Source organism: Streptomyces sp. NPDC006372 (genome assembly GCF_040612515.1).
GTDB lineage: Bacteria > Actinomycetota > Actinomycetes > Streptomycetales > Streptomycetaceae > Streptomyces.
In genome coordinates this window covers 92,964-105,931 of sequence record NZ_JBEXQJ010000023.1, presented here as the reverse complement: position 1 = coordinate 105,931, position 12,968 = coordinate 92,964, and the positions used below count along the sequence as shown (strand labels likewise).

12 protein-coding genes are annotated in these 12,968 nt (G+C 71.4%); 9 read left to right on the top strand and 3 right to left on the bottom strand.

All coding sequences use genetic code 11. The annotated features are described in order from the left end of the window. The first annotated feature begins 2 nt into the window (after positions 1–2). From rplT to ABZ016_RS28580, 8 genes are all read left to right on the top strand, one after another. Positions 3–386: a 50S ribosomal protein L20 gene (gene rplT, locus ABZ016_RS28615; RefSeq protein ID WP_010045263.1), complete on the top strand. Its 384-nt coding sequence runs from the start codon at positions 3–5 to the stop codon at positions 384–386. Positions 387–481: 95 nt separating this feature from the next. Further along, the gene (locus ABZ016_RS28610) at positions 482–1,336 is read left to right on the top strand and encodes an RNA methyltransferase (protein ID WP_356919570.1); all 855 of its coding nucleotides are present in this window, start codon (positions 482–484) and stop codon (positions 1,334–1,336) included. 53 nt (positions 1,337–1,389) lie between these two features. Beyond that, positions 1,390–2,541, top strand: coding sequence for an ATP-binding protein (locus ABZ016_RS28605; protein ID WP_356919569.1), 1,152 nt, complete (start codon positions 1,390–1,392; stop codon positions 2,539–2,541). Between the two features lie 140 nt (positions 2,542–2,681). Next, positions 2,682–3,809 (top strand): phenylalanine--tRNA ligase subunit alpha, encoded by a 1,128-nt coding sequence (gene pheS, locus ABZ016_RS28600; RefSeq protein WP_356919568.1) that lies wholly within the window; start codon positions 2,682–2,684, stop codon positions 3,807–3,809. Next, positions 3,809–6,322, top strand: coding sequence for a phenylalanine--tRNA ligase subunit beta (pheT, locus tag ABZ016_RS28595; RefSeq protein WP_356919567.1), 2,514 nt, complete (start codon positions 3,809–3,811; stop codon positions 6,320–6,322). The genes pheS and pheT overlap by 1 nt, the downstream gene beginning before the upstream one ends. Before the next feature lie 207 nt (positions 6,323–6,529). Further along, the gene (locus ABZ016_RS28590; RefSeq protein WP_356919566.1) at positions 6,530–7,561 is read left to right on the top strand and encodes a PP2C family protein-serine/threonine phosphatase; all 1,032 of its coding nucleotides are present in this window, start codon (positions 6,530–6,532) and stop codon (positions 7,559–7,561) included. Between the two features lie 258 nt (positions 7,562–7,819). Further along, on the top strand, positions 7,820–9,160 hold the full coding sequence (locus tag ABZ016_RS28585) for a transcriptional regulator (RefSeq protein WP_356919565.1): 1,341 nt from the start codon (positions 7,820–7,822) through the stop codon (positions 9,158–9,160). 106 nt (positions 9,161–9,266) lie between these two features. Continuing rightward, positions 9,267–9,812, top strand: a complete 546-nt coding sequence (locus tag ABZ016_RS28580) for an NUDIX hydrolase (RefSeq protein WP_356919564.1) — start codon at positions 9,267–9,269, stop codon at positions 9,810–9,812. Positions 9,813–9,844: 32 nt separating this feature from the next. Here the strand turns inward: ABZ016_RS28580 and ABZ016_RS28575 are convergent, their stop codons facing one another. Next, a complete protein-coding gene (locus ABZ016_RS28575) occupies positions 9,845–10,102 on the bottom strand; it encodes a hypothetical protein (protein WP_345664543.1) in 258 nt (85 codons plus the stop codon). 310 nt (positions 10,103–10,412) lie between these two features. After that, positions 10,413–11,285, bottom strand: a complete 873-nt coding sequence (locus tag ABZ016_RS28570) for a 3-hydroxybutyryl-CoA dehydrogenase (RefSeq protein WP_356919563.1) — start codon at positions 11,283–11,285, stop codon at positions 10,413–10,415. A gap of 174 nt (positions 11,286–11,459) precedes the next feature. Here ABZ016_RS28570 and ABZ016_RS28565 point away from each other — a divergent pair, with 174 nt between their 5' ends. Further along, complete coding sequence (locus tag ABZ016_RS28565) at positions 11,460–12,719, top strand: family 10 glycosylhydrolase (protein WP_356919562.1); 1,260 nt, start codon at positions 11,460–11,462, stop codon at positions 12,717–12,719. Between the two features lies 1 nt (position 12,720). On the opposite strand, the gene ABZ016_RS28560 is transcribed toward ABZ016_RS28565, so the two are convergent. Then, the gene (locus ABZ016_RS28560) at positions 12,721–12,921 is read right to left on the bottom strand and encodes a DUF1918 domain-containing protein (RefSeq protein ID WP_010045242.1); all 201 of its coding nucleotides are present in this window, start codon (positions 12,919–12,921) and stop codon (positions 12,721–12,723) included. Positions 12,922–12,968: the final 47 nt, after the last annotated feature.

Here is a 12,968-nt window from a genome sequence, read left to right as displayed (position 1 = left end):
AAGTGGCACGCGTCAAGCGGGCAGTCAACGCCCACAAGAAGCGCCGGGCGATCCTCGAGCAGGCCTCCGGCTACCGCGGTCAGCGTTCGCGCCTGTACCGCAAGGCCAAGGAGCAGGTCACCCACTCGCTGGTCTACAACTACAACGACCGCAAGAAGCGCAAGGGTGACTTCCGCCAGCTGTGGATCCAGCGCATCAACGCCGCTGCCCGCGCCAACGGCATGACCTACAACCGCTTCATCCAGGGTCTGAAGGCCGCGAACATCGAGGTCGACCGCAAGATCCTGGCTGAGCTGGCCGTCAACGACGCCGGCGCCTTCGCCGCGCTCGTCGAGGTCGCCCAGAAGGCGCTGCCGAGCGACGTCAACGCGCCGAAGGCTGCGTGACGCCGCGCCGGTACTGAGCCGACGTGACGGAAGGACCCGCAGGCCGATCGGCCTGCGGGTCCTGCTGTGTCCGAGTTAGTGACAAGGTGAATGGCATGCCCACCCCCGAGCTCATCTCCCCCCGCTCCTCCCGCGTCCTGGCCGCGCGGCGGCTGGCCAAGCGGAACTTCCGGGGGAAGGAGCGGTTGTTCCTCGCCGAGGGACCGCAGGCGGTGCGGGAAGCCGCGGAGCACCGGGCCGGGGGATCGGCCACGCTCGTGGAACTGTTCGCCACGCTGGAGGCGGCCGAGCGGTACGCCGACATCGTGGGGGCCGCCCGGGACGCCGGTGCCCGGGTGCACATCGCCTCCGAGCAGATCGTCGCCGACATCTCCACCACCGTCACGCCCCAGGGACTGGTCGGGGTCTGCCGGTTCCTGGACACGCCGTTCGAGGAGGTCCTCGCGGCTCGTCCCCGGCTCGTCGCGCTGCTCGCGAACGTGCGTGACCCCGGCAACGCCGGGACCGTGCTGCGCTGCGCCGACGCGGCCGGCGCCGAGGCCGTGGTGCTGACCGACGCCTCCGTCGACGTGTACAACCCCAAGGCCGTCCGGGCCTCCGTCGGCTCCCTGTTCCACCTGCCCGTCGCCGTCGGCGTGCCCGTGGAGCAGGCGGTCGAGGGGCTGCGGGCCGCCGGCGTCCGCGTCCTCGCCGCCGACGGGGCGGGCGACCGCGACCTCGACGACGAGCTCGACAAGGGCACCATGGGCGGTCCCACCGCCTGGGTCTTCGGCAACGAGGCCTGGGGCCTGCCCGAGGAGACCCGCGCCCTCACCGACGCCGTCGTACGCGTCCCGATCCACGGGAAGGCCGAGAGCCTGAACCTCGCCACCGCCGCCGCCGTATGTCTCTATGCGTCGGCGCGTGCACAGCGCGCCCCCGGAGGGTGCCGCTCCGTCACCGGGAACTAGTAAGGTGACCAGCTCAGGGACCCTCTGCGGAGCCTGAGAGGTGGGGTACGGGGATGAGTGTCGGCACGAGCAGCGGCCCGGGGGCCCAGGACGCCGGGAGCCCGCCCGCCGCGTCCCGGCCGCCCGGTGATCTCGCCGACCTCGGCATCGACCCCGACCAGTTGCCCGACGGGCTCGTCGTCGCCGACGAACAGGGCCGTGTCATCTGTTTCAACGCCGCCGCCGAGCGCATCACCGCCGTCCGCGCCCGGGACGCCCTCGGGCAGCGGCTGGAGAAGGCCCTGCCGTTAGAGGATCTGGAAGGGCGCCGCTGGTGGCAGCTGACCGACCCGTACGGCGGCCTCGCCATCCGCGTCGGGCAGCCCGAGCGCAACCTGCTGCTGCCGGGCGGTCGTGAGGTGCTGGTCTCCGCGCGCTACGTCCGCACCCGGCCCACCGGGCCCGTCCGCCGCCTCGTCGTCACCCTGCGCGACACCGAGGCCCGGCGCCGCACCGAGCGCAGCCACGCCGAGCTGATCGCCACCGTCGCCCACGAACTGCGCTCCCCGCTCACCTCGGTCAAGGGCTTCACCGCCACGCTGCTCGCCAAGTGGGAACGCTTCACCGACGACCAGAAACGGCTGATGCTGGAGACCGTCGACGCCGACGCCGACCGCGTCACCCGGCTCATCGCCGAACTGCTCGACATCTCACGGATCGACTCCGGCCGGCTGGAGGTGCGGCGCCAGCCCGTCGACATCGGCGCCGCCGTCGGACGGCACATCCAGGCCTACGTCGCCGCCGGGCAGCCCGCCGACCGGTTCCTGCTGCGCGTCCAGCAGCCGCTGCCCGACCTGTGGGCCGACCCCGACAAGATCGACCAGGTGCTCAGCAACCTCCTGGAAAATGCCGTGCGGCACGGCGAGGGAACTGTCACGATCGACGTCACGGCCACGGCGTCCCCCCGCGACGGCGAGCACGCCGAGAACGCAGCCACGTCGGTCACGGTGAGCGACGAGGGGCCCGGCATCCCGGAGGAGTCCATGAACCGCGTCTTCACCCGCTTCTGGCGGGGCAGCAAACGCGGCGGCACGGGCCTCGGGCTCTACATCGTGAAAGGCATCGTGGAGGCCCACGGCGGCACCATCGAGGTCGGCCGCGCCCCCGGCGCCGGCGCCGAGTTCCGATTTACGTTGCCCGTGAGCGCTCCGGCCTATCTCGCCTGAGCCGCCCGCGGGCGCATTCGTCCATCTCCACCCCGTTAGACTCGGCCATTGGCACCTCTGTGTCCTTCACACGGCCCTCGCGAGAGTCGCGGAGTGGGTGACGGGGACCATCAGCCAGCCAATCGGAAGCACGGGAAGAGATGTCGGCACCCAATAAGTCGTACGACCCTGTCGAGGTCGAGGCACTGAAACCGGAAGAGATCGAGCGCATGCGGGACGAGGCGCTCGCCGCCTTCGCCGCCGCGGACTCCCTCGACGCGCTCCACGAGGCCAAGGTCGCCCACACCGGCCCCGCCTCCCCGCTGGCCCTCGCCAACCGCGAGATCGGCGCCCTGCCGCCGCACGCCAAGGCGGACGCGGGCAAGCGCGTCGGCCAGGCCCGCGGCGCCGTGAACAAGGGACTCGCCGCCCGCCAGACCGAACTCGAGGCCGAGCGCGACGCCCGCGTACTGGTCGAGGAGGCCGTGGACGTCACGCTGCCCCACGACCGCGTACCGGCCGGCGCCCGGCACCCGCTGACCACGATGATGGAGCGGGTCGCGGACGTCTTCGTGGCCATGGGCTACGAGATCGCCGAAGGGCCGGAGGCCGAGGCGGAGTGGTTCAACTTCGACGCCCTGAACTTCCTGCCCGACCACCCGGCCCGGCAGATGCAGGACACCTTCTTCGTCCAGGGCCCCGAGGGCACCGACGAGTCCGGCTCCGGCGTCGTCCTGCGCACCCACACCTCCCCGGTGCAGGCCCGTGCGCTGCTCGACCGTGAGCTGCCGGTCTACATCGTCTGCCCCGGCCGGGTGTTCCGCACCGACGAGCTGGACGCCACGCACACGCCCGTCTTCCACCAGATCGAGCTGCTCGCGGTGGACGAGGGCCTGACGATGGCCGACCTCAAGGGCACCCTCGACCACATGGTCCAGGCCCTGTTCGGCGCGGACATGAAGACCAGGCTGCGGCCTCACTACTTCCCCTTCACCGAGCCGAGCGCCGAGATGGACATGCTCTGCTACGTCTGCAAGGGCGAGTCCGTCGGCAACCCCGACCGTCCCTGCCGCACCTGCTCGTCCGAGGGCTGGATCGAGCTCGGCGGCTGCGGCATGGTCAACCCGCGGGTGCTCACGGCCTGCGGCGTCGACCCCGAGAAGTACAGCGGGTTCGCCTTCGGGTTCGGTATCGAGCGGATGCTGATGTTCCGCCACAACGTCGAGGACATGCGAGACATGGTCGAGGGTGACGTCCGGTTCACCCGGCCGTTCGGGATGGAGATCTGATGCGGGTCCCGCTTTCTTGGCTGCGGGAGTACGTCGACCTGCCGGCGACGGAATCCGGCCGCGACGTCCAGGAGAAGCTCGTCTCGGCCGGGCTCGAGGTCGAGACCGTCGAGCACCTCGGCGCCGACCTCAAGGGCCCCCTGGTCGTGGGCCAGGTGGCGACGATCGAGGAGCTGACCGACTTCAAGAAGCCGATCCGCTTCTGCACCGTCGACGTCGGCCAGGCCAACGGCACGGGCGAGCCGCAGGAGATCATCTGCGGCGCCCGCAACTTCGCCGTCGGCGACAAGGTCGTCGTGGCCCTGCCCGGCGCCGTCCTGCCCGGCGACTTCCAGATCGCCGAGCGCAAGACCTACGGCCGGATGTCCCGCGGCATGATCTGCTCCAGCGACGAGCTGAACATGGGCGACGACGGCACCAAGGGCATCATCGTGCTGCCCCCGGAGACCGAGATCGGCAAGGACGCCGTCGAGCTGCTGGAGCTGGTCGACGAGGTCCTCGACATCGCCGTCACGCCCGACCGCGGCTACTGCCTGTCGATGCGCGGCGTCGCCCGCGAGACCGCCACCGCCTACGGCCTGCCGCTGCGCGACCCGGCGCTGATCGACGTGCCCGCACCGAACGCCTACGGCTACTCGGTGCAGATCTCGGACCCCACCGGCTGCGACCGCTTCACCGCCCGCACCGTGACCGGCCTGAGCGCCGAGGCCCGCTCCCCGATCTGGCTCCAGCGACGCCTGCAGAAGGTCGGCATGCGCCCGATCTCGCTCGCCGTCGACGTCACCAACTACGTGATGATGGAGCTCGGCCAGCCCCTGCACGCCTACGACCGCGGCCTGGTCCAGGGCACGATCGGCGTGCGCCGGGCCGAGCAGGGCGAGAAGCTCACCACCCTCGACGGCGTGGAGCGCACGCTGGACGCCGAGGACCTGGTGATCACCGACGACCGCGGCCCGATCGGCCTCGCCGGCGTCATGGGCGGCGCCAACACCGAGATCGCCGACCACGACGACACCGAGAACGCCACGGCCGACGTCGTCATCGAGGCCGCGCACTTCGACGCGCTCTCCATCGCGCGCACGGCCCGCCGCCACAAGCTGTCCTCCGAGGCGTCCCGGCGCTTCGAGCGCGGCGTCGACCCGCAGGCCGCCGCTGCCGCCGCGCAGCGCACCGTCGACCTGCTGGTGCTGCTCGCGGGCGGCACCGCCGAGGCCGGCGTCACCGAGGTCATCGCGCCGTCCGCGCCGCGCACCATCACCATCCCGGCGGACCACCCGGACAAGGTCGCGGGCGTCGCCTACGGCCGCGAGACCGTCGTCCGGCGGCTCCAGGAGATCGGCTGCGACGTCTACGGGCAGGACGAGCTGATCGTCACCGTCCCGTCCTGGCGGCCCGACCTCACCGACCCGAACGACCTCGCCGAAGAAATCATCCGCCTGGAGGGCTACGAGAACCTGCCCTCCACGCTGCCCAAGCCGCCGGCCGGCCTCGGCCTGACGGACCGGCAGCGGCTGCACCGCCGCGTCGGCCGCGCCCTGGCCGGTGCGGGGTACGTCGAGGCGCTGAACTACCCGTTCATCGGTGAGCAGGTCTTCGACCAGCTCGGCCTCGAGGTGGACGACCCGGTCCGTCGTGTCGTCAAGCTCAGCAACCCGCTGAGCGACGAGGAACCGGCGCTGCGCACCTCGCTGCTGCCTGGTCTGCTGGGTGCCCTGAGGCGCAACGACGGCCGGGGCTCGCACGACCTCGCGCTGTTCGAGACCGGCCTGGTCTTCCGGCCGCGCGAGGAGCAGCGGATCGCCGCCGTGCTCCCCGTCGACCGCCGCCCGACCGACGAGGAACTCGCCGAGCTGAACGCGGCGCTGCCCGAGCAGCCGCGGCACGCCGCGGTCGTCCTCGCCGGCGCGCGCGAGCAGGCCGGCTGGTGGGGCAAGGGCCGTCCGGCCGACTGGGCCGACGCGGTGGAGGCGGCCCGGGCGGTGGCCCGTGAGGCCGGTGCGGAACTGGTCATCCGGGGCGGGCAGTACGGGCCGTGGCACCCGGGGCGGTGCGCCGAGCTGGCGATCACCGTCGACGGTGCCGAGCGCGTCGTGGGCCATGCCGGTGAGCTGCACCCGCGGGTCGTGAAGGCCCTGGGCCTGCCGGCGCGTACCTGCGCGATGGAGATCGACCTGGACGCGGTGGAGTCGGCCGGCGACGCGACCGTGCGGGCGCCGCGCATCTCCACGTTCCCCGTGGCCACGCAGGATGTCGCCCTGGTCGTCGACGCGGGCGTTCCGGCGGTGGAGGTCGAGGCGGCCCTGCGTGACGGGGCCGGGGAACTGCTGGAGTCGATCCGGCTGTTCGATGTCTACGAGAACGTCGAGCAGTTGGGCGAGGGCCGGAAGTCGCTGGCGTACGCGCTGCGGTTCCGGGCCTCTGACCGGACGCTGACCGTGGATGAGGCTTCCGCGGCTCGGGATGCGGCGGTCGCCCTTGCGGGAGAGCGCGTGGGCGCCGAGTTGCGGAGTTAGCGTCGTGGGGGCTGCGCGACGGTGTCGGCTGCGGGTTCGTCGTGGCGTGTCGCGCAGTTCCCCGCGCCCTGACAGTCGGCCTCGCTCACTCATTTGAGTGGTAATGGTGAGCGAGCCTCCCGTTCAGGGTGTGCTGTGGACAGAATCGGACCGGCCTCTCGGGGCCGGTCCGTCTGTGCTGTAAGGGCCTATTGGGGGGCCATCGGCATGATCCGCATCAGGGGTCGGGTGCGTAGTCTGGGTCTGCCCGTGGTGTGGGGCGCGGCGGCCGTCACGTACAAGCTGACCTGTCCGCTCGCCCAGGAGACCGACCTCGTGGCGCGGATCGTCTCGAGTGCCGTGTTCTTCGTCGTCGGAACCGGGCTGATCCTCCATGTGCGGCAGTCGCTGATGCGCGAGCTGCGGCAGTTGCGCAGGGTGGCGGGTGCCGCGCAGAACGCGCTGCTGCGGCCGTTGCCCTCGCGGATCGACGGGCTGGATGTGGCGGCGGCGCAGGTGTCGGCCGAGCGCGGCGCGGCGATGGGTGGGGACCTGTACGAGGTCGTGGCCACCGAGCACGGTGTGCGGGCCGTGATGGGCGACGTACGCGGGCACGGGATCGGGGCGTTCGGGACGGTCGCAGCCGTGCTCGGGTGTTTCCGTGAGGCCGCGCACGACGAGGAGGATCTCGGCGGGGTGCTGCGCCGGCTGGACCGTGCCCTGGCCCGGCATCTGCGACAGGAGCATCCCGCGAGCGCCGCCGAGGAGTTCGTCACCCTGCTGCTTGTGGAGATCCGGCCCGACGGCGAGCTGCTCGCCCTCAACTGCGGGCATCCGTGGCCCTATCGGTTGGGCGAGTCGAGCGTGCACCAACTCGCGCCGGCGGACCCGCACCCACCCCTCGGCCTGTTCCCCCTGCCGGCCGAACTGCCCACCGTAGACCTGGGGTACCTGGAGCACGGCGACGCGCTCTTCCTTCACACGGACGGTGCGCAGGACGCGCGCGACGCCCGTGGCCGGTTCTTTCCGCTGCCGGCCGTGCTGAAGAGCGTCGCAGGGGACGGGCCCCTCTCCTCGCAGAGTGTCATCGGCAGGATTTCCACCGCTCTTCTGCACCACACCCGGGGCACACCGCCGGACGACATCGCCCTGCTGGTCCTCACGAACGACCGACGCACGTCCCTCAGGGGCGCGGGGAACTGCGCGACCAGCCACGACGGACCCGCAGTCGGCAATGCACCTCTGGCACCACGGCGATGACAGGCCCGGCCCGGCCGGCGATGCCGTCCGCCCCGCCACGGAGTGTCGGGCAGGCAGCTGGGCGGACGGCGGGTGCGGGCCGCCGCACTGTACGAGGGGGAGCCGGCGGCCCGGCCGGCCTCTTTCGAGGCCTTTCAGTCAACCGGCCGACGACTCTGAGCGACAGTGCGCGCACAGCGCGGATTCGGGCACTCCGTTCACACCCCGTGTGAAGACGGAACCACTAATCTGGCCGCACCGAGCCACCGGGGGGCCCACATGCAGCCCAACACTCTGCTCGACGCGATCCTGGACGAGGCCGGGATCTCGCACGCGGGGCTGGCCGCACACGTCAACCAGGCGGGACGGGCACGCGGCCTGTCCCTCCGATACGAACACACCGCCGTCGCCCGATGGCTGAAGGGGCAGCGCCCCCGCGGCCAGGTGCCCGACCTGATCTGCGAGGTGCTCGCCGCCCGGCTGCAGCGGCAGGTCACCCTCGACGACATCGGACTCGGGGTGCCCGGCGAGCCCGCCGCCCCGCACACCGGCTCGCTGTCCGGCTTCGTCGAGCGGGCCACCGCTCTGTGGCGCTCCGACCAGCAGCAGCGCCCGCACATACTGGGCGCGCCCGCGCTCACCGGCACGCCGGCCGTCATGCCGGTGTGGGAGTGGGAGAACCCGCCCGAGGACGTGGACGTCTCGCGCGGCGGCAGACACCGGGTCACCGCGGGCGACCTGGAGATGCTGCGGTCCGCCCGGACGCACTACGAGCAGATGTACCGAAAGGCCGGGGGCATCGCGACACGGGCCCGGATCGTCGGGTTCCTCAACGCCGAGGCCGCTCCGCTGCTGCGCGGCAGCTACACCGACGAGACGGGGCGTCAACTGCACCGCGCCACCGGCGGTCTGGTGGCCGTCGCCGGGATCTGTGCCTACGACTCCGACGCGCACGGCCTCGCCCAGCGTTACTTCCACCAGGCCCTGCGGCTCGCGAAGGCCAGTGGGGACCGGGGGCTGGGCGCGTATGTGATCGCGCTGCTCGTCAACCAGTCGCTGTTCATGCGGGAGTACCGCCAGTCCGTCGCCTTCGCTGAGGCCGCGCTGCGGGCCGCCGGCAAGCACATCACGCCCGCGCTCGCCTCCGACCTGTACGCGATGCAGGCCAAGGCGTACGCGCACCTCGGCGACGGCTCCAGCGCCCTGTCCTGCATCCGGCGGGCCGAGCAGGCGGCGGAGCGGATCCGGCGCGGTCACGAGCCCGACGAGACCGGATACGTCCAGCCGGGGCTGGTCAACGTCCAGGTGGCGGAGGCGCTGCTCAGCCTGGGGGAGATCGCGGCCGCCGGGGAGCACGCCGCCGCCGCCGTCGACAACCCGGCGCACGACCGCGGCCGGGTGCACCGGCTGGCCATGCTCAGCACCATCGAACTGCGGCAGGGCAACGCCGACAAGGCGGTGGCCATCGCGGTGCAGATGGCCGAGCAGGCCCGCGGCATGGAGTCGCAGCGGCTGCGCGACCGGCTGCGCGCGGTCCGCGAGCACCTGGTGCGCAGCGGGAGCGCGGGCACGGCCGAGGCCGCCGAACTCATCGACGGAGCACTCCGCGTACCGTTGTAGATCCGGGCAGCGGCGCCCGCCTGATCCCGAGCCGCTTCCTGTGCGCCTGCTGTCCGTCCGTCCCTGCTGCGATATTGCCACTTACTCGACGGAAGGTGGCAGAACCGTGCAGTGGACGAAACACAACGAACAAGCTGTGTACTCAAACCGCTGGTTCAGCGTCAATCTCGCGGATGTCGAACTGCCGGACGGCCGGCATCTCGACCACTTCCTCATACGGCTGCGGCCCGTTGCCGTGGCCACGGTGGTCAACGAGGCCAACGAGGTGCTGCTGCTGTGGCGGCACCGTTTCATCACGGACAGTTGGGGGTGGGAACTCGCGGCGGGCGTCGTCGAGGACGGTGAGGACGTCGCCCGTGCGGCCGCCAGGGAACTGGAGGAGGAGACCGGCTGGCGGCCGGGACCCCTGCACCACCTCATGAGCGTGGAGCCGTCCAACGGGCTCACCGACGCCCGGCACCACGTGTACTGGGCCGGCGAGGGCGAGTACGTCGGGCACCCCGTGGACGACTTCGAGTCGGACCGCCGGGAATGGGTGCCTCTCAAACTCGTCCCCGACATGGTCGCCCGCGGGGAGGTCCCGGCCGCCAACATGGCGGCCGCGTTACTTCTGCTGCACCATCTCAGGCTCGGACAGGACACGTTGCCCTGAATCGACGTGACCCGGGGTCTGCCGGACAGGCCCTAGCGTCCGAATGCCTGCCAGATCGCCATGACGAGGGCACCCACGGCGGTGAGAGCGGCAACCGCGGGCAGCGGCCAGCGCGCGTGTTCGAGCGTGTGGATACGGGTGTTGAGCTCCTCGATCTCCTTGGCGGTCTCCTCGGTGCGATGGCTGAGCAGAGCCAGTCCGCCCTCGACGCGGGCGTACGCCACATCGAGGCGGCGTCGTAACTCTGCGAGTTCTCCATGAACGACGGGATGCTCGGGATCGGCGGTCACAAGTCCGCTCCTTTCCGTAGTCGTTTCACATCCCTGGTGTGCGCAGAGGAGTCAACCCGCCTGGTGGGCGCCTGGTAAGCGTGTGCGAGGGGCATATGCGAGCCCGGAGCGCACACGGTGTGTGAATGCCACGGGCCCGGCACCAATTCCGGTGCCGGGCCCGCTGGTTGGCCGAAATCTGACCGTCCGTAATCGGCCTTCGGGGTATCCGGGACGAGGAGCCGTTTCAACGAGCAGGCGCGGGAACGGGGACGCCGCCGGGTCCGGCCGTGGCCGGAGGAACGGCGGCGTCGACGCGTGCCCCGGAGCCTCAGTACGCGTAGAAACCCGAGCCCGTCTTGCGGCCCAGCCGGCCCGCGTCGACCATCCGCTGAAGGAGCGGGGGAGCGGCGTACAGGGGCTCCTTGTACTCCTCGTACATCGACTGGGCGACCGAGGCGACCGTGTCCAGGCCGATGAGGTCGGAGAGCTTCAGCGGGCCCATCGGGTGGGCGCAGCCCATCTCCATGCCGTTGTCGATGTCCTCGCGGCTGGCGATGCCCGTCTCGAACATGCGGATCGCGGAGAGCAGGTAGGGGATCAGCAGCGCGTTCACCACGAAGCCGGAGCGGTCCTGGGCGCGGATCGCGTGCTTGCCCAGCACCTTCTCGGTGAACAGCTGGGCGCGGCTGAGGGTGCCCTCGGACGTGGTGAGCGCCGGGATCAGCTCGACGAGGTTCTGCACCGGCGCCGGGTTGAAGAAGTGGATGCCGATGACCTGGTCGGGGCGGGAGGTCGCCACCGCCAGCTTCACCAGCGGGATGGAGGAGGTGTTGGAGGCCAGGATGGCGTCGGGCCGGGTCACGACCTGGTCGAGCACCTGGAAGATCTCCGTCTTGACCTGCTCGTTCTCGACGACGGCCTCGATCACGAGGTCACGGTCGGCGAACTCGCCGAGGTCCGTGGTGAAGTTCAGCCGGGCCTGGGTGGCCTCGTGCTCCTCCTCGGTGATCTTGCCGCGCTCCGCGGCCTTGGCCAGGGAGCTGAACAGCCGGGTCCGGCCGATCTCCAGGGCCTCGCCGGTGGTCTCGGCGACCATGACGTCCAGACCGGCCCGGGCGCACACCTCGGCGATCCCCGCGCCCATCTGACCGCAGCCCACGACTCCGACGCGTGCAATGTCTCCCGCTGGGATGTCCGTCACATCGTCCCTTTCGCTGCTGATCCACTTCCGGGCAGGGACCCGGGGTTCCGGTGCCTGCTCCGTTCGTGCACGTTACTCCCAAGTATCGATGATCGATCGAGGGGGGCGGGTCCGCGTCGGGCATGCTGACTCCGGAGCGATCCGCGACCGGGCGGATCCGCGGCTTTCTGGGGCATGCGGATGGGACGAGTGTCACGCAGGGCGTTCGCGGTGGCGGCGCTGTCGGCTTTCACGATGGTGCCTCCGGCGTCGGCCGCGCCCAAGGAAAACGGTAAGGGAAACGGCAAGGGGGGCGGCCGGGCCGCCTCGGGCATGCGGGGCGTGTGGCTGGCCACCGTGGCCAACCGCGACTGGCCGTCGAGGTCGGGGCTGACCGCTACGCAGCAGCGCGCCGAGCTGATCACCCACCTCGACAGAGCGGTCCACGACCGGCTCAACACGGTGATCTTCCAGGTCAGGCCGACGGCGGACGCCCTGTGGCCCTCCCCTTACGAGCCGTGGTCGCAGTACCTCACCGGAACTCAGGGCAAGGACCCCGGCTGGGACCCGCTGGGCACGGCCGTCGAGCAGGCCCACGCCCGCGGCCTGAAGCTGCACGCCTGGTTCAACCCGTACCGGGTCGCCACCCACGCCGACCCGGGCCGGCTCGCCGCCGGCCACCCCGCCCGCAGGAACCCCGACTGGGTCGTCACCTACGGCGGGAAGCTCTACTACAACCCGGGACTGCCCGAAGTCCGTACCTTCGTGCAGAACGCCATGCTCGACGCGGTGGCCAAGTACCCCTTGGACGGCGTCCACTTCGACGACTACTTCTACCCGTACCCGGTGGCGGGCCAGACCTTCGACGACGACACGGCCTACCGCGAGCACGGCGCCGGCTTCCCGAACCGGGCCGCCTGGCGGCGGGACAACATCGACAAGCTGGTGCGGGAGACGGCGGACCGCGTCAAGCAGATCCGGCCCGGCGTCCGCTTCGGCATCAGCCCCTTCGGCGTGTGGCGCAACGCCGCCACCGATCCGTCGCACGGCTCGGACACCCGGGCGGGTGTGCAGACGTACGACGACCTGCACGCGGACACCCGCAAGTGGGTGCGCGAGAGCTGGATCGACTACATCGTCCCGCAGCTGTACTGGAACATCGGCTTCGCCGCCGCCGACTACGCGAAACTCGTGCCGTGGTGGGCGGAGGTCGCGCGCGGCAGCTCGACGCAGCTCTACGTCGGCGAGGCGCTGTACAAGGCGGGCGACCCGGCGCAGCCCGCGGCCTGGCAGGATCCGGCCGAGCTGTCCCGGCACCTGACGCTGGCCGGGCGGTACGCACAGGTGCGCGGGCACGTCTTCTTCGCCGCCAAGGACCTGGCGGCCGATCGGATCGGGGCCATGGCACGAGTGGTCGCCGACCACTACGGGCAGCCGGCGCTGCCGCCGCGCTGAGTCACGGCCCGGTGGTGGTCTCCCGGTGCCGGATCTCGGTGTCGGGCCCCGGTGAGCAGACGCCCTCGTGCCCGTCCTCGAAGCGGACGCGGTACGGGGGGTTGCCCTCCTGGCCCAGCACTTCGACGATCTCGCCGACCTTGTCGTGCTGACCGACCACCCTGCCGTGCTGGACAAGCTGGTCGCCCACGGTTGCGCGCATCTGGGGCCTCCTCCTGGGCTGGTCACGAGGTGCGGAGCGGTCCGTGG